This is a genomic window from Peptoniphilus gorbachii, assembly GCF_016908115.1.
Classification (GTDB): domain Bacteria; phylum Bacillota; class Clostridia; order Tissierellales; family Peptoniphilaceae; genus Peptoniphilus_A; species Peptoniphilus_A gorbachii.
Genome location: NZ_JAFBDH010000001.1, coordinates 231312 through 251678, shown reverse-complemented (window position 1 = coordinate 251678; position 20367 = coordinate 231312). Strand labels below are relative to the sequence as shown.

20 protein-coding genes are annotated in these 20367 nt (G+C 30.9%); 17 read left to right on the top strand and 3 right to left on the bottom strand.

The genetic code is table 11. From position 1 onward, the window contains the following. Nucleotides 1-156 precede the first annotated feature (156 nt). Nucleotides 157-453, bottom strand: a complete 297-nt coding sequence (locus JOD41_RS01195; RefSeq protein WP_205051252.1) for a hypothetical protein — start codon at nucleotides 451-453, stop codon at nucleotides 157-159. A gap of 182 nt (nucleotides 454-635) precedes the next feature. Here JOD41_RS01195 and dnaX point away from each other — a divergent pair, with 182 nt between their 5' ends. The 5 genes from dnaX (at nucleotide 636) to JOD41_RS01170 (ending at nucleotide 6708) form a co-directional block, all read left to right on the top strand. After that, entirely contained in the window at nucleotides 636-2315 is a 1680-nt protein-coding gene (dnaX, locus tag JOD41_RS01190; RefSeq protein WP_205051251.1) for a DNA polymerase III subunit gamma/tau, read from the top strand. 8 nt (nucleotides 2316-2323) lie between these two features. Next, entirely contained in the window at nucleotides 2324-2665 is a 342-nt protein-coding gene (locus tag JOD41_RS01185; protein ID WP_156702163.1) for a YbaB/EbfC family nucleoid-associated protein, read from the top strand. 1 nt (nucleotide 2666) lies between these two features. Beyond that, a complete protein-coding gene (gene recR / locus JOD41_RS01180) occupies nucleotides 2667-3269 on the top strand; it encodes a recombination mediator RecR (protein WP_156702161.1) in 603 nt (200 codons plus the stop codon). 55 nt (nucleotides 3270-3324) lie between these two features. Beyond that, the gene (gene ftsH / locus JOD41_RS01175) at nucleotides 3325-5205 is read left to right on the top strand and encodes an ATP-dependent zinc metalloprotease FtsH (protein WP_205051250.1); all 1881 of its coding nucleotides are present in this window, start codon (nucleotides 3325-3327) and stop codon (nucleotides 5203-5205) included. Between the two features lie 204 nt (nucleotides 5206-5409). After that, nucleotides 5410-6708 (top strand): GntT/GntP/DsdX family permease, encoded by a 1299-nt coding sequence (locus tag JOD41_RS01170; protein ID WP_205051249.1) that lies wholly within the window; start codon nucleotides 5410-5412, stop codon nucleotides 6706-6708. Between the two features lie 266 nt (nucleotides 6709-6974). On the opposite strand, the gene JOD41_RS01165 is transcribed toward JOD41_RS01170, so the two are convergent. Further along, nucleotides 6975-7391 (bottom strand): Fur family transcriptional regulator, encoded by a 417-nt coding sequence (locus JOD41_RS01165; RefSeq protein ID WP_205051248.1) that lies wholly within the window; start codon nucleotides 7389-7391, stop codon nucleotides 6975-6977. Nucleotides 7392-7516: 125 nt separating this feature from the next. Between JOD41_RS01165 and JOD41_RS01160 the strand changes: the two genes are divergently transcribed. Genes JOD41_RS01160 through JOD41_RS01150 form a run of 3 tightly spaced genes read left to right on the top strand, consistent with a single transcriptional unit; the run spans nucleotide 7517 to nucleotide 10010 of the window. After that, nucleotides 7517-8560, top strand: coding sequence for a metal ABC transporter substrate-binding protein (locus tag JOD41_RS01160; RefSeq protein WP_205051247.1), 1044 nt, complete (start codon nucleotides 7517-7519; stop codon nucleotides 8558-8560). After that, entirely contained in the window at nucleotides 8560-9219 is a 660-nt protein-coding gene (locus JOD41_RS01155; RefSeq protein ID WP_205051246.1) for an ATP-binding cassette domain-containing protein, read from the top strand. The genes JOD41_RS01160 and JOD41_RS01155 overlap by 1 nt, the downstream gene beginning before the upstream one ends. After that, entirely contained in the window at nucleotides 9219-10010 is a 792-nt protein-coding gene (locus tag JOD41_RS01150; protein WP_205051245.1) for a metal ABC transporter permease, read from the top strand. Before JOD41_RS01155 ends, JOD41_RS01150 begins: the two co-directional genes overlap by 1 nt. A gap of 58 nt (nucleotides 10011-10068) precedes the next feature. On the opposite strand, the gene JOD41_RS01145 is transcribed toward JOD41_RS01150, so the two are convergent. Beyond that, a complete protein-coding gene (locus JOD41_RS01145; RefSeq protein WP_205051244.1) occupies nucleotides 10069-10677 on the bottom strand; it encodes a hypothetical protein in 609 nt (202 codons plus the stop codon). Between the two features lie 349 nt (nucleotides 10678-11026). Here JOD41_RS01145 and aroB point away from each other — a divergent pair, with 349 nt between their 5' ends. From aroB to ybaK, 9 genes are all read left to right on the top strand, one after another. Beyond that, nucleotides 11027-12070, top strand: a complete 1044-nt coding sequence (gene aroB, locus JOD41_RS01140; protein WP_205051243.1) for a 3-dehydroquinate synthase — start codon at nucleotides 11027-11029, stop codon at nucleotides 12068-12070. Then, nucleotides 12063-13298 carry a 3-phosphoshikimate 1-carboxyvinyltransferase gene (locus JOD41_RS01135; RefSeq protein ID WP_205051242.1) on the top strand — a complete coding sequence of 412 codons (1236 nt, stop codon included), beginning with the start codon at nucleotides 12063-12065 and terminating at the stop codon, nucleotides 13296-13298. Before aroB ends, JOD41_RS01135 begins: the two co-directional genes overlap by 8 nt. Then, on the top strand, nucleotides 13288-14373 hold the full coding sequence (gene aroC, locus JOD41_RS01130) for a chorismate synthase (protein ID WP_205051241.1): 1086 nt from the start codon (nucleotides 13288-13290) through the stop codon (nucleotides 14371-14373). The genes JOD41_RS01135 and aroC overlap by 11 nt, the downstream gene beginning before the upstream one ends. Then, nucleotides 14370-15878, top strand: a complete 1509-nt coding sequence (locus JOD41_RS01125) for a shikimate kinase (protein ID WP_205051240.1) — start codon at nucleotides 14370-14372, stop codon at nucleotides 15876-15878. The genes aroC and JOD41_RS01125 overlap by 4 nt, the downstream gene beginning before the upstream one ends. Further along, nucleotides 15859-16299 (top strand): type II 3-dehydroquinate dehydratase, encoded by a 441-nt coding sequence (locus tag JOD41_RS01120; RefSeq protein ID WP_205051239.1) that lies wholly within the window; start codon nucleotides 15859-15861, stop codon nucleotides 16297-16299. The genes JOD41_RS01125 and JOD41_RS01120 overlap by 20 nt, the downstream gene beginning before the upstream one ends. Beyond that, nucleotides 16296-18308 carry an aminodeoxychorismate synthase component I gene (pabB, locus tag JOD41_RS01115; protein ID WP_205051238.1) on the top strand — a complete coding sequence of 671 codons (2013 nt, stop codon included), beginning with the start codon at nucleotides 16296-16298 and terminating at the stop codon, nucleotides 18306-18308. The genes JOD41_RS01120 and pabB overlap by 4 nt, the downstream gene beginning before the upstream one ends. Before the next feature lie 8 nt (nucleotides 18309-18316). After that, a complete protein-coding gene (aroF, locus tag JOD41_RS01110) occupies nucleotides 18317-19093 on the top strand; it encodes a 3-deoxy-7-phosphoheptulonate synthase (RefSeq protein ID WP_239540831.1) in 777 nt (258 codons plus the stop codon). Continuing rightward, nucleotides 19077-19790, top strand: coding sequence for an aminotransferase class IV (locus JOD41_RS01105; protein WP_205051236.1), 714 nt, complete (start codon nucleotides 19077-19079; stop codon nucleotides 19788-19790). The genes aroF and JOD41_RS01105 overlap by 17 nt, the downstream gene beginning before the upstream one ends. A 105-nt stretch (nucleotides 19791-19895) precedes the next feature. Continuing rightward, entirely contained in the window at nucleotides 19896-20366 is a 471-nt protein-coding gene (gene ybaK / locus JOD41_RS01100) for a Cys-tRNA(Pro) deacylase (protein ID WP_205051235.1), read from the top strand. Nucleotide 20367: the final 1 nt, after the last annotated feature.

The window sequence follows — 20367 nt, the reverse complement described above, 5'->3', positions numbered from 1 at the left end:
AATAATTATAACATATTTTTATAGGAGGACAAATCTTTTATATAGTAAATTAAAAAATTAAAAAAGCTTTTAATTAAAAAATTAAAAATTTTTAAAACAAATAATTTTATGTAAAAAAAGAAGCCTCGAAAGGCTTCCTTTAAAAGTTAAGCTAAATTATTTTGCTTGTTCTTCAGTTGCAGCTTGGTTAGTTGCAGTTTCGTTTGTTTTAGCTTCTTCTGCTTTAGCGTTTACTTCTTCTTTAGCAGCTTCTTCTTCAGCTTTTACGTTAGCTTCAGCTTCTTTAGCGTTAGCTTCAACTTTAGCTTTGTTAGCTTCAGCTTGTTCTTCTACTGCTTGGTTTTTAGCGTTAGCAGCTTCTTCTGCTTTTTTGTTAGCGCCTTGGCATGCTACCATACCTAGCATTAATACAGAGATCATTCCAACGCTTGCTAATTTCTTTAAATTTTTCATTTTAATAAATCCTCCTAATTTGAAACACTTTGTTTCTTTGATTTGTCTACATGATATACTTGCCATGTGAAAATTATGTGAAGAAGTTGTTAAATATTTTGGAAATAGAAAAAAACAAGCTTAAAATTTTAAAATTAATTTAATAAAAAAAATTTTCATGTATAATTATTTTAGGTGAGAAAATGTACAAAGCATTATATAGAAAATATAGACCAAAAACCTTTGATGAGATTTGCGGTCAAGAAGCAGTTGTAACTTCTTTAAAAAATCAAGTAAAAAATAATGAAATAAGTCATGCCTATATATTTCAAGGAACTAGAGGAACAGGTAAGACTTCTGCAGCAAAAATTTTATCTCGTGCTGTTAATTGTCTTCATCCAGTAGATGGAAATCCATGTAATGAGTGTGAAAATTGCAAGTCAATTTTAAATGAGTCCTCTTTAGATGTAGTTGAAATGGATGCTGCTAGTAATAATGGTGTCGATGATATAAGAGAATTAAAGGAAAAAGTAATATACCCACCTCAATCTTTAAAGTATAAAGTTTACATAATTGATGAGGTTCATATGCTCTCAAAGGGAGCCTTTAATGCACTTTTAAAAATTTTGGAAGAACCACCAAGACATTTAATTTTTATACTTGCAACTACAGAAATTGAAAAAATTCCTGCAACGATTTTATCAAGATCTCAAAAGTATAATTTTAAAAGAATTTCTATTGAGAAAATTTCAGAAAATTTAAAAAAGATTGCTGAACTTGAAGGAAAATCCTGCGATGATGAAGTTTTTACTTTAATTGCAAAATCATCAGATGGTGCAATGAGAGATGCGCTTTCAGTTTTAGATCAGCTTCTTACAAAAAATAAAGACCACATAAAACTAGAAGACGCCATGGAAGTTCTAGGTATTTCTTCTTCAGAGCTTTTATTTAATCTTTCAAGAGCCTTAATTGAAAAAAATGTTAATGAGTCACTATTAGCAATAGATGAAATTTACAAAGAGGGAGTGGATTTCAACACTCTTTCTTCACAAATTTTAAGTCATTTTAGAGACTTATTAATGGTAAAGACTTTAAAAGATCCAAAAAAAATTGTCTATTCGACTTTTTTAATGGAATTTCAAGAAATTGCGGGACGAGTTGACTTAGAAGACCTTTTAATAATAATTGATATATTAAAAAACCTCAGCATTGAGATAAAGTACGCTGAAAATAAACGAGTTGTATTTGAAATGAATGCTGTTAAAATCTGCAATAGAATTCTCAAAGATGATTTGACACTTAGAGTTAAAGCTTTAGAAGATAAAATTAATTCTAGCTCTGATATTAATTATTTAAAAAACAAATTAAGCCAAGGGCAAAGAGAAGATTATTATAAAAATTTAAAGGATTCAAAAAATCTAGAAAATATAACTAATAATATAGATAATTCGAAAGTAAAACCAGCCCAAATTAACAAGGAATCTATAAATGATGCTTCAATTGAAAAATCAAATCAATCTGCTATAATAGAGGATAATGGTGAAGTAAAAGGCAAGACAGAAACTTCACTTTCTCTTGAAAAAATAAAAATGGATTGGCAAAAAATTGTAGATGAATTAATTTCACAAAATTCTTCGGGATTTGGAGGATTTTTAAAATTTGCAGAAGTAGAAAATTTTCATGATGGAATATTAGATATTGTATTTCAAGATAAATACGAATTCTATTTTGACTATTGCTCAAATCCAGAGAGAAAAAATATTTTGCCTGATTTATTAAAGTCTATTTATGGCAAGGATATTGATGTCAGGATGAAAATCAAAAAAAGTGGAGTAGACAAATTAGAAGAAATTTTTGGGAAAAATAATATAGAAGATATTTAGGAGGAATTATGGCTAGAGGTGGATTTAATGGCTTCCCAGGTGGAGGCGGAAGAAATAATATGATGAAGCAAATTGAAAAGCTTCAAAAACAAATGGAAGAAATGCAAGAAAATTTAGCTAATGAAGAAATTTCTGCAACTTCAGGTGGAGGTGCAGTTTGTGCAACTGTTAATGGAAATAAAGAATTGATTTCTATTAAACTTGATAAGGACGCAGTTGATCCTGATGATGTTGAAATGCTTGAAGATTTAATTGTAGCAGCAGTAAATGAAGCTATGAGAAGTGCTGAAAGCAAAATGAATTCTCAAATGGGTAAATTTACAGGCGGATTAAATATTCCTGGACTATAAGATGAATAAAGAAATTGGTCCTATTGAAGATTTAATAAAGAAACTAAATAGACTTCCAGGCATTGGTTCTAAAACTGCTCAAAGACTTGCTTATCATATAATTGGACTTGACGAATCTGAAGTAATAAATCTTACAGATTCTATAATTGCAGCAAAAAGAAACACTGTTCAGTGTTCTATATGTATGAATTATGCTGATAGTGATCCCTGCGATATTTGTTCAAATAAATCAAGAGATGATTCTATAGTATGTGTAGTAGAAAGTCCAAAGGATGTTGAGGCAATGGAGAGATCTCACAGTTTTCATGGAAAATATCATGTGCTACATGGAGTCATATCACCATTAAAGGGTAAATCACCAGATGATGTGAAAGTTAAGGAACTAATTGACAGAGTTAAAAAAGAAAATATTAAAGAAATAATAGTTGCAACAAATCCCACTGTAGATGGAGATGCAACTGCAACTTATATAAAAAATATTTTATCTGACTATGATATAACAGTTTCTAGAATAGGTTATGGCTTACCTGTTGGAGGAGATCTTGAATATTATGATGAGATTACAATTCAAACAGCCATGGAAAATAGAAGAAGATTAGATTAATTTTGGGACTTAGTCCCAAATTTTTTCTTTTAAGGTTTCTAGAAAGGGGAAAAATTTGTCTAACAACAAAAATAATTTTAATAAATATATTCCCACAATTCTCTATGTAATTTTGGCGATTATAATTTTTTATCTAGTCGCCATAGTTTTTGTCCCAAGACTTAATAAGGAAAAAGACATAAAAGAAATTGATTATGTTTCCTTTGTAAATATGGTAAATAGGGGCGATATAAAAAAAGCTGAAGTTCGAGATAGAACTATTGCTTTTGAAGTAGAAAAAGATGGGAAAAAAGTTAAGTACGAAACAAATAGGATGTACGATCCTAACTTAGTTGATAGGTTAGTTAATAAAAATGTAAAATCTGCTCAGGTTTATAAGCCTGAAATGAATCCCGTACTTTCTTTTATAATTTCAACACTTGCAACTTTTGCAATTTTTATTGCCTTTTGGTTCTTCTTATCAAAGTTTATTTTTAAGAGAATGGGCGATGTTGGTCCAATGAGTCTTGGTAAAAGTGGTGCAAAAATTTATGTTGAATCAACTGATGGAATTAAATTTGAAAATGTAGCCGGACAAGATGAGGCAAAGGAAGCCTTGTCAGAACTTGTAGACTTTTTACACAATCCTAAGAAATATACAGAAATTGGAGCAAAATTACCAAAGGGTGCACTTTTGGTTGGACCTCCAGGAACTGGAAAAACTCTTTTAGCTAAGGCTGTGGCTAGTGAAGCAGAAGTTCCTTTCTTTTCAATTTCTGGATCTGCTTTTGTTGAAATGTTTGTAGGTCTTGGCGCTGCAAAAGTTAGAGATTTATTTAAACAAGCAGTTGAAAAAGCTCCATGTATAATTTTTATTGATGAAATTGACACAATTGGTAAAAGAAGAGATGGAGCGGGAATTTCAGGAAATGATGAAAGAGAACAAACCTTAAATCAACTTCTTTCAGAAATGGATGGATTTGATGCAAAGGCAGGAGTAGTAATTTTAGCAGCTACAAATAGACCTGATTCACTTGATCCTGCTCTATTAAGACCAGGAAGATTTGACAGGAGAATTCCAGTTGAACTTCCAGATTTAAGTGGAAGAACTGCAATTTTAAAAGTTCATGCTAAAAATATAAAAAAAGAAGAAGCAATTGACTTTGAAAAAATTGCTCGAGCAACTGCAGGTGCCTCTGGTGCCGATTTAGCTAACATGATTAATGAAGCAGCTCTACATGCAGTGCGTGAAGGAAGAGACAAAATGAGTGAAAGGGATTTGGAAGAATCTGTAGAAGTAGTTCTTGCAGGATATGAAAAGAAAAATGCAGTTATTTCTCCAAAGGAAAAGAGAATTATTGCCTACCATGAAGTAGGTCATGCCCTAGTTGCTGCAAAACAAAAGGATTCTGCACCAGTACACAAAATAACCATTATTCCAAGAACTTCTGGTGCACTAGGTTATACAATGCAAGTTGATGAAGAAGAAAAATTCTTAATGACTAAGGAAGATGCAATTAATAGCATTGTTACACTTACTGGCGGAAGGTCTGCTGAAGAGCTTATTTTTAACATAAGGACAAGCGGTGCATCAAATGATATTGAAAAGGCGACAAAAATAGCAAAGGCAATGGTAACTAGATTTGGAATGACAGATGAATTTGGCTTTGTGGCTTTAGAGTCTATGACAAATGCTTATCTTGGGGGAGATACATCACTTCAATGTTCACCACAAACGCAATACGAAATTGATGAAGCTGTGCAAAAAATTATTGACCATGCTCATGATGAGGCTAGAAAAATCTTAAAAGAAAACATTAAAGCACTTCACGCAATTGCAGAATATCTTCTTCGTCAAGAAACAATAACTGGCGAAGAATTTATGGATATATTAAAAGAATATGATAAAAAAGAAATTCAAACTGATTTTAAAGATGAATTAGAGTCTATAGATTAAGACTAAGAGATTTAAATTAAAATTAGTCAAAAGTTTGTTAATTACAGATTATATAATTTAGAAATTTATTCCTAAATTATAGTTAAATTAATATTTATTATAGAAAAGATTTTTCTAATTAAAGAAAAGTCTTTTTTTTATATGTAATTTAGATTAAAATATAATATAGAAGTAAAAGGAAAATAAAAAAGAAAAGAGGAAAAAATGATTTTTACAAATGCAGTTGTGTTGTCAGTAATAATTCTGGCAGCCCTATGTTTAGCAAAAGTCCCTGTGTTTTTTGCACTTATGATTTCGGGAATTTCTGCTGGACTTATCTCTGGATTAGATATTACAGAGACGATGAAGATTTTAATTGGAGGAATGGGTGGAAATGCTGAAACAGCTTTAAGTTACATTCTTCTAGGTTCACTTGCTTATTGCATGGAAGAAACTGGTGCCGCAGCCATAATGGCTAAGAAAATTGGATCTCTTGTTAAGGACAATAAAATTTTATTGTGTGCAATAATAATAGTAATTGCAATTGCAGCAGAAACTGTTATTCCAATTCACATTGCCTTTATACCAATTTTGATACCACCACTTCTTGCAATCACTAACAAAATGAAAATGAATAGGAAAATGCTTTCTGTTTCCTTTGGTTTTGGATTAAAAGCACCTTACATTGCCTTACCTATAGGTTATGGTGCAATATTCCATGGTTTGATAATTGATTCTTTTGCAAGATCAGGGCTTACTATTACAGATAAAGATGTAACAGGAACTAACTGGATTGTTGCTCTTATAATGTTTTTAGGTCTATGTGCTGGTTTAATATTCTTTATGAAAGACAAGGAATATGATACAAAAAGCGTTGAAGGAAAAATTGTTGAAGTACCAGAAAAATTAGAGAAGAAACATGTAATTGTTCTTTTGTCAGGAGTAATAACTGTTGTTGTTCAAATACTAACAGAATCACTTCCACTAGGTGCCTTAGTTGGACTAATATTTGTAGTTGTAACTGGCGTAGTTAAGTGGGCTGACTTGCAAAAAATGCTTGACGGTGGTATTAAGATGATGGGTTTTATTGCCTTTGTAATGCTATTGGCAGCAGGATATGCAGAAGTAGTTAAACAATGTGGAGCAGTTGACGATTTAGTTCAAGTAGCAACTCAGTTCTTAGGTGGTTCAAAACTCGTTGCTTCCTATGTAATGATTCTTCTAGGACTGATGATTACACTTGGTATAGGAACATCCTTTGGTACAGTTCCTATAATTTCAGCAATTTATGTTCCAATTGCAACTAGTCTTGGATATTCAATTCCAGCAACTATTTTACTTGTAACAGTTGCGGCAGCTTGTGGAGATGCAGGTTCACCAGCATCTGATACAACTCTTGGACCTACATCTGGTCTTTCAGTTGACGGACAACATGAGCATATTAAGGATACTTGTATTCCTCAAATATGTTTCTTTGGAGTGCCGCTAATTATAATTGGTGGTTTTGTAACAACTTTAATTTAAAATTAAAAATGGATATAAAAATAAAAGAGGCTTCTGCGGGGTGTACAGAAGTCTCTTTTATTTGTCAAAATATAAGTAAAGGATGTAAAATAATCATTTATTATTTTACTAAATATATTATAACTCTAATATAGAAAAAGTAAAGAAATATTTTGTAATGTGAATCACATTCCATTATGTGGATTATTTTTAGTAAGTAAATAATAAGAGTTATTTTAAAACATCTAAAAATTATACTTTAAAATAGAGAGGGAAATTTAAGTTACTTAATTATTTTTTTGACATTCAGGGCATATGCCACGAAGTTCTACAATATGGTTTGTAACAGTATAGCCAGTTTCCTTTTCTGCAATTTTTTCAAAATCTGAAATGGGACAATTTTCTATAGCAGATATTTTGCCACAATTGTCACAGACAATATAGTGCCTGTGTCCCATATTTGCAAATTCAAAATAATAAAGTCCATTATGGTACAAATTTTTCTTCAAAATATTTTTATCAGTAAGCTCATTTAGCATTCTGTAAAGGGAAGTGAAGCTTGGAAGAGATTTTTTATCAACAGCTTCAAAAATTTCTTCTGTGTTCATTGGCACATGAGAATTATATAAAAGATCTAAAAGTGCAAGTCTACCCTTAGTCACCTTTAAATTATTTTTCTTTAGTATATCTTCAAAATTTTTCAAATATTCACCTGCTTTCAATCTTATAATTATTATAACAAAATTTATTTAATTTAAAAAATTACTTTAAAAATGAAAAAATTTTGTTATAATAATTAATAGAAATCATTATTGTTTAGGAGGAAAAGATGAAAAATATTAAAAAAATATTATTTTTATTAGTAGGAATAGTTTTATTTTCAGGCTGTTCTAAGGCAGCAGATACAAAGAATGCTGCAAAAGAAGATGAAAATAAAGAAGGACTAAAGGTTTATGCTTCAGTATATCCAATGTATGACTTTGCAAAAAAAATTGCAGGAGATAAACTTGATGTTGAAATGATTATGCCTCAAGGTACAGAACCTCATGGATGGGAACCTGGTACAGAGGACATTAAGAAATTAGAAAATGCAGATTTATTTATCTACAATGGTGCAGGTCTTGAAGACTGGACAGAAAAAGTTATTGATTCACTTTCAAATAAAAATTTAAAAGTTCTAGAAGCATCAGAAGGTGTGGAATTAATGAAATCTACTCACAGTCATGACCATGAAGAGGAAGAACATGATCATGAAGGGGCTGAAGAAAATCACAATCATGAAGCAGCTGAAAACAATCACAACCACGAAGCTCATGAAGAGGATCATGAACATGAAGGTCACCACCATGGAGGGATGGATCCCCATGTTTGGATTTCACCAAAGAATGCAAAAATTGAAATGGAAAATATAAAAAATGCTTTAGTGGAACTTGACAAAGAAAATGCAGATTATTACGAGTCAAATTATGAAAAATATGCTAAAATGTTAGATGAACTTGATGCAAAATACAAGGAAAAATTAGGAGATCTTCCAAATAAGACTATAGTAGTTAGTCACGAAGCTTATGGCTATCTATGTAAAGATTACGGTTTAACTCAACTTGGAATTAAAGGTGTAAATGCAGAAACTGAACCAGATGCTAAGAAAATGGCAGAAATAATAAATTACATCAAAGAAAATAAAATTTCTACTATTTTCACAGAAGAATTAATTGATCCAAAGGTTTCAAAAATTATTGCCGAAGAAACAGGATGCGAAGTTAAAGTTCTTTCTCCAGTTGAAGGATTAAGTGAAGAACAAATAAAAAATAAGGAAGAATATTTTAGCATCATGGAAGAAAATTTAGAAAATTTAGTAGGTGCTTTAAAATAGTGAAGGAAAAATTGTTAGAAATCAAAAATCTAAGCTTTAAATACAGTGATGAATTAGTTTTAGATGATATAAATTTTGATGTCTATAGGGGCGACTACATCGCCCTTATAGGTTCTAACGGTGCCGGAAAGTCGACTTTAGTTAAGCTGATTTTAAATCAACTTAAACCACTTACCGGCACTGTTTCTTTTTATACAAAAAATAAATTAAAAGATATTGGCTATGTGCCACAATTATCGGTTCCATCATCTTTAGAATTTCCAATAACTGTAAAAGAATTATTATCTCTTGCGCTTTATCCAAGGAATAAGGGATTTAGAAAATTAAAAAACTATGACAGTGAAAAAATTGATAATGCATTAAATCTTGTGGGCATGGGAAAATATAAGGATAGACTTTATACAGAATTATCTGGGGGACAAAGACAGAGAATTTTAATTGCTAAGACCCTTGTTGCTACACCAGAATTTTTAATTTTAGATGAACCCATGACTGGTGTGGACAGAGAATCCAAGAAGTCACTATTTCATCTTTTGAGCCACATTAATAAAGAGCACAATATTACAATTTTAATGATTACTCATAATCTTGAAGAGGTTCGTGAAAATGTAAATAAGGTTTTTGAAATAAAAGATAAAAAAATTAGGGAAGTGAAATAATGGAAATCTTTCAATATTCATACATGATTAAGGCGCTAATTGTGGGAGCCTTCTTGTCAATAATCATCCCCTGCATGGGTGTTGTGGTTGTCAATAAAAAGATTTCTGTAATAGGAGACGCCCTATCTCATGTGTCCCTTGCCGGTGTAATGCTGGGGCTAATAACATCAACTTCGCCAGTTCTTGGAGCCTTAGTCTTATGTGTTCTCGGTTCATTATTTTTGGAATATGTGAGGACAAAATTCCCAGGTTATCAAGAAATTTCCTCTGCAATTTTAATGAGCACAGGTATTGGTCTTGCATCACTTTTTTCTGGCTTTGTAAAGACAAGTGCCAACTTTGAAGAATATCTCTTTGGATCTATAATTGCCATACCAGAATTTGATTTTTATTTAATCTTAATAGTTTCAGTCTTGGTATTTATTTTGTTTTTCTATCTTTTTACTGATCTCATGTATATTTCCTTTGATGAATCATCGGCGAGATTATCTGGAGTAAATGTTGATAGGGTAAATTTAATTTTTATGATCCTAATTGCAGTTACAATTTCTGTTTCTGCAAGAACTGTTGGGATTTTAATTATCTCATCACTAATGGTAGTGCCAGTGGCATCAGCCATGCAGTTTAAGCTGGGCTACTTAAAGACCACTATTCTTGCATCAATTTTTGGCTTTATCTTTACAATAACGGGGCTTGTTTCATCATTTTATATTGGACTTAAACCAGGCGGCGCAATTGTATTAATTGGAGTTTTATTTTTAACGATTATACTTTTAATAAAGAAAAAATAAAGAGTGAGGACGCCATGTGTCCCCACTCTTTATTAATATGTTAAGTTTTAATTTTTAACTAATAGTGAGCATAATCTTCTTCATAGAAATATTTAAAATGAGAAGATGCTCCTGTTAGGGAAAAATACAATTTACCACTTTCGCCAATACCAACAGCTCCTCCACCAGAAGTGCTAATTGTACCGTTATTATAGAAGTCTCCACTAATCGAATAATAAATTTTTGTGTTAGTTTCTAAGTTATAGTATATGTTACCTGCAAAAGTTTTTGATTTTGAATTAGATTGTCTACTCATATCAACCTTTAATATTTTACTAATATAATAAGCACCTTGACGAGAATCAACTTGAATGTAAAATTTTAATGTAGGTTTATAGTCTGGACTTACATTCAATACTTTAGATAATGTAGTATAAGAAAAATCTTTTAATTCTGATTCATTGTTGTTTGAAAAATCTCCACCGAGAATAGAATATATCTCACTTTCATTAAATCCATCTTCTAGCATAGTATTGAACATTTCATCATAGGTTAATATTTTGTTTTTAGAAGTTTCAATATCTATATTTTCCTTTTGAATATTTAGTTTATCTGAATTAGAAAATATCAGTATTAGAGATACAATAAGTAATAAACTTAAAAGTAAGAATTTTTTAAATAAATTCATGACTGCCCTCCTAAAAAATAAATAATCTTAATTAGAATTAAGCTATCAAATAAAAAGTAGAGGTATTTAAGAATATAATACTTTTTCTTATAGGAATTTTTAAAAATATAAAAACAATTTTTTCCTAGTATAACAAGAAAAAATGGCAATTAAAAAATTAAAAGCTGTCTAAACAAATAATTATAATAATAGCTCATATAAATATCTCAAATAAATTTTAATATAAAGAGGAAAACTTTTCAATGATATTTAGATAAAGTAAAAAGTATATTAGCTTAAAAATAAGAAGATTCTTTATTTATAGCTATCTTTGTTTTATTATAGAGAGAGGAAAGCATAGGAGTGTTTTATGAAAATTCAAGTTAAAGAAAATAATTATACAATAGATATTGACTATAAAAATGATAAAAAGTTAAGGGATTATTTATATCAAAATAAGGACGGGAAATTTTTAGTCATCACTGACGAAAATGTCTTTGGTATTTACAGTGAAAGATTAAAAAAACTTATGGATGGCTTAAATTATTTTATTAATAAATTTCCTGCTGGCGAAAAATCCAAGTCCATGGAAAATTATATAAATATAAATAAGTTTTTATTGGAAAAAAATTTTAACAGAGGCGACATAATCATAGCCTTTGGTGGCGGTGTTGTTGGCGATATATCTGGTTTTGTTGCAGCAACATATCTTAGGGGAATTGATTTTATCTCTGTGCCAACGACACTTCTTTCTATGATTGACTCTTCTGTTGGCGGAAAAAATGGCATAAATTTTATGAACTTAAAAAATCAAATTGGCGCCTTTTATTTTCCAAAATATGTCCACATTGATTACAGCTTTTTGGAAAGTCTTGACGATAGAAATATTAACAATGGACTTGCAGAAATTTTTAAATATTCCGTCTTAAGGGATAGGGGATTTTTTGATTATTTAAAGTCTGCAAAAAAACTTGACTACGAAAAAATTATTTACAAATCTTTAAATATTAAGCTGGACTTTGTAAGAGATGATGAAAGGGACAAGGGCAAGAGACAAAAGTTAAATCTTGGTCACACTATTGGTCACGGCATAGAATCTCTTTCAAAATATAAATTAAACCACGGCGAAAGTATTGGAATTGGACTAATTTATATGGCAAGGGCAGCTTATAAGATGGGTCTTGCGGAAGAAGATTTTTCCGGCGAAATAATTTCTGCTTTTAAAAATCACAATCTTCCAACTTCTTATGACTTTGAGACAGAAGAAATTTTAGGGATTTTAAAGCACGACAAAAAAATAAATAAAAATCTTATAAATGTAATTCTTCCAGTAAAAATAGGCGAGGTTATAAGTAAAAAAATTACTTTTGATGAGTTAAAAAAAATAATTGATTTAGGTAAGGAAAATGAATAGAATTATTGAAAACAAAAAATTATCTGGAGAAATTTCTGCAATTACATCAAAATCCTATGCCCATCGTGCAATTTTTTGTGCAGCCTTAGCAGGGGGAGAGTCTGTAATAGAGTTACATGACCTCTCAAAAGACATTGAATCATCTCTTAATGTTATAAAAGGTCTTGGTACTAAGGTAAAAAGAAATGGGAATAAATTTTATATTAATCCAGCAGAAAAATTTGAAGGACCAGTAACTCTTGATGTCTATGAAAGTGGAAGTACTCTTAGGTTTTTACTACCAGTCATAGCCACGCTTGGACTTGATGCAAAAGTTATAAGGAGGGGTAGTCTTATTGGGAGAACTAATTCTGTTTATTTCGAGGAATTTCCCAAGCATGGGGTTGATATAAGAGAAGACGGAGACTTTATTTATTTAAGTGGAAAGCTTAAGGACTTTAGTTTTACTCTTCCAGGAAATATAAGCTCTCAATTTATTTCTGGTCTTATGCTTGCATCAGGATACTGTCAGGAAGATTTTAATATAAGGCTAACAAATGAAACGGAATCAAAACCCTATATTGACATGACTATTGATGTCATGAAAAATTTTGGAGTAGAGGTTATAGAAAATGAAAATTTTTATACTTGTAAGGGAAAATTTTCTCCGGTAAATTATGTTGTTGAAAAAGACTGGAGCAATGCTTTATTTTTTTTGGCAGCTGGTGTAAAAGTGCTGGGACTTAATAAAAATTCAGTTCAAGGAGATAAAAAAGCCTTAGAATTTTTAAAAGACCTGGGGTATTATAATATTTCTAAAGATGAGTTTCAGCTAAAAAAAATAAATGATGCTAAGAAAAGAGTAATTTTAGATGCAAAAAATATGCCTGATGCTGTCCCAATTTTATCAATAGTTGCAACACATTCAAATACAGAGACAGAAGTTATAAATATAGAAAGGTTGAGACTAAAGGAAAGCGACAGGGTAAAAAGCACTATTGACATGCTAGAAAATTTGGGAGTTCAGGTAAAATTATTTGAAGACTCCTTTTACTTTAGGGGAGTAAAAAATTTTAAGTCTGCAAAAGTTAATACTTATAATGACCACAGAATAGCCATGGCTGCTTCTATTGCAGCAACTTTTGCAGATGGTCCAATCACAATAAATGATAGTCAGTGCGTGGAAAAATCTTACAAAAACTTTTTTTGTGATTTTAAATCTTTAGGAGGTAAGACAAATGTCATATAGTTTTGGCAAAAATTTTAAAGTAACTTTATTTGGTCAATCACATTCTGAAGATCTTGGAATTGTTATTGAGGGCATAAGTGCTGGATATAAAATAAATAAAGATTTAATAAGGAAAAACCTTGAGAGAAGAAGACCTGGCAAAAATAAATTTTCCACTGCAAGAAAGGAAGATGACGACTTTAAAATTGTGAGTGGAGAAGTTGATGGCATTACTTGTGGAGCACCAATCTGTGCAATAATCGAAAACAAAGACCAAAAGAGTAGGGACTACGATAATTTAAAGGATAGACCACGTCCATCTCATGCAGACTATCCAGCCTATGTTAAATTCAAGGGCTTTAACGATATAAGAGGTGGCGGACAATTTTCTGGCAGAATGACTGCTCCCATAGTAATCGCCGGTTCTATTGCTGAAGATTTACTTTTAAAGAGGGGCATAAAAATTTATTCTAGGATAAAATCAATAGGCCAAGCAAGTGATATTGACTTAAATTTAAATGATATTGGCGAAGAAAAACTTTACGATTTAAAAAATGAAGACTTCCCAGTTTTTGAAGATTCAGCAAGGGAAAAAATGCAGGAAGAAATTTTAAGGGCAAAGGAAGTTGGAGATTCCATTGGTGGAATTGTAGAGACCTTTATTTTAAATATACCTAAAGGAATTGGCGAGCCTTTTTTTGATTCTCTAGAGTCAGTAATTTCTCACGCAGTTTTTTCCGTTCCTGGAATAAGAGGAATTGAATTTGGCAGTGGATTTGAAGCAGCAAAAATGCACGGAAGCAGCCACAACGATGAATACTATTACGAAAATGGAGAGGTAAAGACTAGGACTAACAATAATGGTGGAATTATTGGCGGACTTTCAAGTGGCATGCCAATAATTTTTAGGACTGCAGTGAAGTCCACGAGCTCCATTGCAAAGGCGCAAAATACAATATCTTTAAAAGATAAAAAAAATGTTAAGCTTAAAATTATTGGAAGACATGATCCTTCAATAGTTCCCAGAGCTCTTGTTGCCATTGAAATGATTACTGCACTTGCAATTTTAGACTTAGTTATGGAAGGTGAAGGATGAAAAATTTAGATGAATCAAGAAAAATTTTAGATGAAATAGATTCAAAAATTGTCCATCTTTTAGAAAGGCGAATGAAAATCTCCAAGGAAGTTGGAATTATTAAGGCAAATAGCAATTTAAACACTGAAGATTCTAGTCGTGAAGGGGAAATTATAAAAAACTTAGAAAATAAAATTGCCCCAGAATTTAAAGATGCCATAAAGCCAATTTATGGTGAAATTTTTAGGGAGAGCAAAAAAATAATTTCAAAAGTTAAGGATGAAAATTTTAAGTATGGACTTATAGGTCAAAGTTTGTCCCACAGCAAATCAAAAGAAATACATGAATTATTTGGAAAATATGCTTATAATCTAAAAAATTTAAAAGAAAGTGAAGTTGAAGATTTTTTTAAAAAGAAAAATTTTAGGGGAATAAATGTGACAATTCCCTATAAGGAACTTTCTATAAAATATTTAGACCAAGTTGATCTTGCTGCTAAAGAAATTGGAGCAGTAAATACAATTATAAATAGAAATGGAATTTTAAAGGGCTACAACACAGACTATCTTGGCTTTGATTACTCTTTAAAATATTTTGATATTGACCTAAAAGACAAAAAGATTTTAATTCTTGGTTCTGGCGGAGCAAGCAAAATGGTCCAAAAACTTGCAGCTGATAAGGGAGCAAAAAGTGTTGTTGTCATCAGTAGAAGTGGCGAAAATAATTACGACAATTTAGATAAATTTAAAGATTTTGATATTATAATTAACGCGAGTCCAGTGGGCATGTTTCCAAATAATATGGACTGCAAGGTGGATATAAAAATCTTTAAAAATTTAGAAAGTGCAATAGATTTAATTTATAATCCCCTAAAGACAAAATTAATTTTAGACGGGGAGAAGCTTGGCATAAAAACCATGAATGGACTTTTAATGCTAGTTGCGCAAGCTTTTTTTGCGGCAGAACTTTTTTTAGATGAAAAATTAGATGAGTCTTTAATTGAAAAAATCTATTTTAAAATAAAAATTGACATGGATAATATTGCTTTTGTGGGCATGCCTTCCTGTGGCAAGACTACAATGGCAAGACTCTTGTCAGAAAAATTAAAGAGAGAATACTTTGACACAGATAAATTAATCGAGGAAAGGGAAGGAAATATTCCAGAAATTTTTGATAAGAAGGGCGAAAAATATTTTAGGGACCTTGAGACAAGGGTGCTAGAAGATGTTTCCAAAAAAACTGGAGTAATAATTGCCACTGGTGGCGGCACTCCACTAAAAGAAATAAATAGAGATTTAATTTTACAAAATTCACTTGTAATTTATTTAGATAGAGATATAAAACATCTTGAAACTGAGGGAAGACCTCTCTCAAAAGATTTAGAGACCCTAGAAAAAATGTATGGAGAGAGAAATAAAATTTACCAAGAAATTTCTCACATAAAAATAAAAGTTATTGAAGATGAGGAAAAGACTTTGGAAAAAATTCTGGAGGAAATAAAGAACTATGAAAATTCTAGTAATTAATGGTCCAAATATAAATATGCTGGGCATTCGCGAAGTAAATATCTATGGCAGGGATACTTACGAAAATTTGTTAAACTTAATAGATAAAGTAGCAGCTGAGGAAAATATTGAAATAGAAGAATTTCAATCAAATCACGAAGGTGACATCGTGGATAAAATTCAAAGTGTCTACAAAAAAGTAGACGGCATTGTTATCAACCCAGCTGCCTACACTCACACTAGCGTGGCAATTTTAGATTCCCTAAAGGCGGTGAATATCCCCACAGTTGAAGTTCACATTTCGAAAGTTTCAGAGCGTGAAGATTTTAGACAAGTAAATTTTATTAGAAATTATTCCTTAAAGTTTTTTGAAGGCTATGGAATTGAAGGCTACACAAAGGCAATAATATATCTAAAAAACTATTTAAAGGAGCAAAAATGAAATCACTTATAATTGACAACTACGATTCCTATACTTATAACCTTTTTCAATTAATTGGAAAAGTCAGTGGTATTGAACCTCTTGTAATTAAAAATGATGAATTGACTTACCAAGAAATTTTAGATTTAGACTTTGACAATGTAATTTTATCTCCAGGTCCTGGTAGCCCAGAAAAAGAGAAGGATTTTGGTGTTTGTAAAGACATAATAGAAAAATTAAATAAGCCAATTTTAGGGATTTGCCTAGGTCATCAGGGAATTTATTATTATAATGGTGGCAAAATTTTAAGGGCAAGTGAACCCATGCACGGAAGGCAAAGCGAAATTATTCATAATGGTAAAAATTTATTTAAGGGAATAAAAAATAATTTTAAAGTCACAAGATATCACTCACTAACTTGCGAAGACAAGGAACTTCAAAATATAAATATTGATGCAAGAACGGAAGATGGAGTTGTAATGGCAATTTCTCACAAGACTAAGCCAATTTATGGTCTGCAATTTCATCCAGAATCTATTGCAAGTGAATGTGGAGAAAAACTAATTGAAAATTTTATAAATATTTGCAGAGAATTTTATAAGGAATACCAACTTTATTATGAAATAATTGAGAAAAGTTTTGATACAAAAAATATTTATGAAAAACTTTATAAGTATGACCATAAAGCTCTTTGGCTTGACTCCAGCAAGGTGGAAGAAGGCCTTTCAAGATTTTCAATTTTTGGCTTGCAAAGTACAAAGGCTCACACAATAAAGTATGATGTAGACAAAAATCTTGTAGAAAAATATTTTCTTGATGGAAGAAAAAAAGAAAATGACAAAGAAAATATTTTTGATTTCTTAAAGAAAAATAGAAAAAAATGGACATATAATGAAGCACTTCCCTTTGATTTTCAGTTGGGCTATATTGGATATTTGGGTTACGAATTAAAAAAAGATACAGAAAATGTCACAAATAAATTTTCCTACGATTTTCCTGATGCCTATTTTAAATATTGCGACAGGGCACTTGTATACGACCACAAAGAAGAAAAACTCTATATTTTATCTATGGCAGATGACAAAGATTGGGTAAAAGACATAAAAAACATTTTGGAGAAGAATTTTGAAGAAAATAATGAAGAGGCTAGTAAAAAAGATTTTCCAAAATTAAAATTTATGAAGGACAAAAAAACTTATATAAATGATATAGAAAAGATCAAAGACTTAATATGCCAGGGAGAAACTTATGAAGTTTGTCTAACAAATAGACTAGATATTTTTGATAAATTAGATGCTAAAAAATATTATATGAAGCTAAGAGAAAAAAGTCCTGGACAATATTCTGCCTTCTTGCCCTTAGATGAGATAAAAATTGCCTCATCTTCCATGGAAAGATTTTTAAAAGTGGATAAAAATAAAATTGTGACGACAAAGCCAATAAAGGGTACTATTAGAAGAGGAGATAGCTTAGAAGAAGATCAAAAACTTATTGATGAACTTAGAAATGAAGAAAAGACAAAATCTGAAAATTTAATGATTGTAGATTTACTTAGAAATGACCTGGGTAAATTTTGTGAAATTGGAACTGTAAAGGTGCCAAAATTAATGGATGTAGAGACTTATAAAACTCTTCATCAACTTGTAACTACAGTTTCTGGAAAAATTAAAGATGATGTGGATATAATGGATGTCTTGAAAAAAACTTTTCCAGGTGGTTCCATGACAGGTGCGCCAAAAAAACGTACACTGGAAATCATTGACCAGTTAGAAAATTATCCTCGAGGAGTTTATTCAGGAACAATTGGATTTATATCAAATAATTCTACAATTGATTTTAATATTGTAATTAGAACTGCTTTAATAGAAGAAGATAAGGCGACAATAGGAGTAGGAGGAGCTATAATTCTTTTATCTGATGCAGAAGAAGAATTTGACGAAATTGTCTTAAAGGCAAAGGGATCTCTACTGGCACTGCAAGCTTATTACAATAATTTTAATGACATAGATATTGAGGGAAGCAAAGGATAATGAATGAAATGAGTAAAGGAAAAATTGTAAAAATTAGAGATGTCAAGCTAGGTTCTGGCAAGCCAATTATTATTGCTGGACCCTGCTCCATTGAATCTCGAGAACACATTATTGAGGAAGCAAAAGCCTTAAAAGAAATGGGCATAGATATTCTTCGCGGTGGAGCCTTTAAACCAAGAACAAGTCCCTTTGACTTTCAAGGACTTGGCTTTGAAGGATTAAAATATTTAAAGGAAGCATCAGATATGACAAATCTTCCTATAGTTACAGAAGTTTTAAGTGAAGACCATGTTGACGCCATGAAGGACTATGTAGATGCCTTTCAAATTGGATCACGAAATATGTATAATTATGCTCTTTTAAAAAAAGTTGGTAAAACTAATAAGCCAATAATTTTAAAGAGAAGTTTTTCTGCAAATCTTAGAGAATGGGAAATGGCTGCAAAATATATTGAAGTAGAGGGAAATCATAATATAATTTTTTGCGAAAGAGGCATAAGGACTTTTGAAACAGAACTTAGAAACACCCTTGACTTTGCTGGAGCTTATTATATAAAAGAAAAAACAGGCTATCCAGTTATTATTGACCCAAGCCACGGAACAGGAAAAAGAGAATTAATTGAGCCAATGGTTAAAGCCACTCTTGCTCTTGGACTTGATGGTGTGATGATAGAAGTTCACGAAAATCCAGACATGGCAAAAAGTGACGGCCCACAAACTATTGATTATGAAGCTTATAAAAAAATTACAAAAATTCTAGGAGAATTTAATGGAAATAGAATTTGATGATGGATTTTCTTTTGGAAAGGGCGCCTTTGAAACTATAAAAGTAGTAAAGGGTGACCCTCTCTTTTTAAGAGAACATTTAGATAGATTAAAAAAATCTTTAAAATTTTTTGGCATTGAAAAAGAAATAAAGGAAGAAAAAATTTATGACTATATAAAAAATTCTGAAGAAAAAGATTTTGCCTTAAAACTAATAGTTTCTGATGAAAATTTTATTTTGACAGGTAGAAAAGATAGTTATAGAGATGAAAATAAAGGCTTCAGCTTAAAAATTTCACCTGTAAGAAGAAATAGCTCTTCAAAAATCATCTATCATAAGAGCCTTTGCTATTATGAAAATATTTTGGAACACAGGTGGGCTGTGGAAAATGGTTTTGATTCTGCTCTTTTTTTAAATGAAAGAAATGAAGTCTGTGAAACTTCCTTTGCAAATATTTTCTTCGTAAGAGAGGATAAAATCTATACTCCAGAAATTTCTTCAGGACTTTTAAGGGGAACTATGAGAGATTTTCTCCTTAAAAATTTTGAAATTGTTGAAGAAATAATTAATGCCAAAGATTTAGCTAGTTTTGATGAATGTTTTATTTCAAATTCATTAATGGGCGTGAGAAATGTCAAAGCAATCGACGAGATAAAATTTACTGGCAGGGACAAGACAAGAAAAATTCAAGAAAAATTAAAAATTTATGGATTTTAAAAGACTGGTGAGACCAGTCTTTTTTAATTTGCTAAAGAAGAAGATTAAATAGATGAAGAAAATTCTTTTTTGTTGTAAAATTAAAGTAGATGAAAAGGTGATTTTATGAAAAAAACAAATGCAATGAGAATTCTTGAAAGCGAGAATATAAATTTTGAAATAATCGAATACTCAACCAAGGATGGAATTGGTGGAGTTGACGTTGCAGAAAAGTTAGGTGAAGATAAAAATAGGGTTTTTAAAACTCTTGTGACAGAAGCAAAAGATAGCGAGCATTTCGTCTTTGTGGTTCCTGTTTCCAGTGAACTTGACTTAAAAAAGGCAGCAAAGGCATCAAATTCTAAAAAAATTGAAATGATTCCACAAAAAAAACTTCTTCCACTAACTGGTTATGTTCATGGAGGTTGTTCTCCTGTTGGCATGAAAAAATCTTTTAAAACTTTTATCGATTCATCAGCAGAGGACTTAGACTTCTTTTATGTAAGTGGAGGAAAAGTTGGCATGCAAATAAAAGTAAATCCAAAGGAATTAATTTCTGCTCTTGATGGAGAATTTTCTGATATTAAAAAGGAGTAAG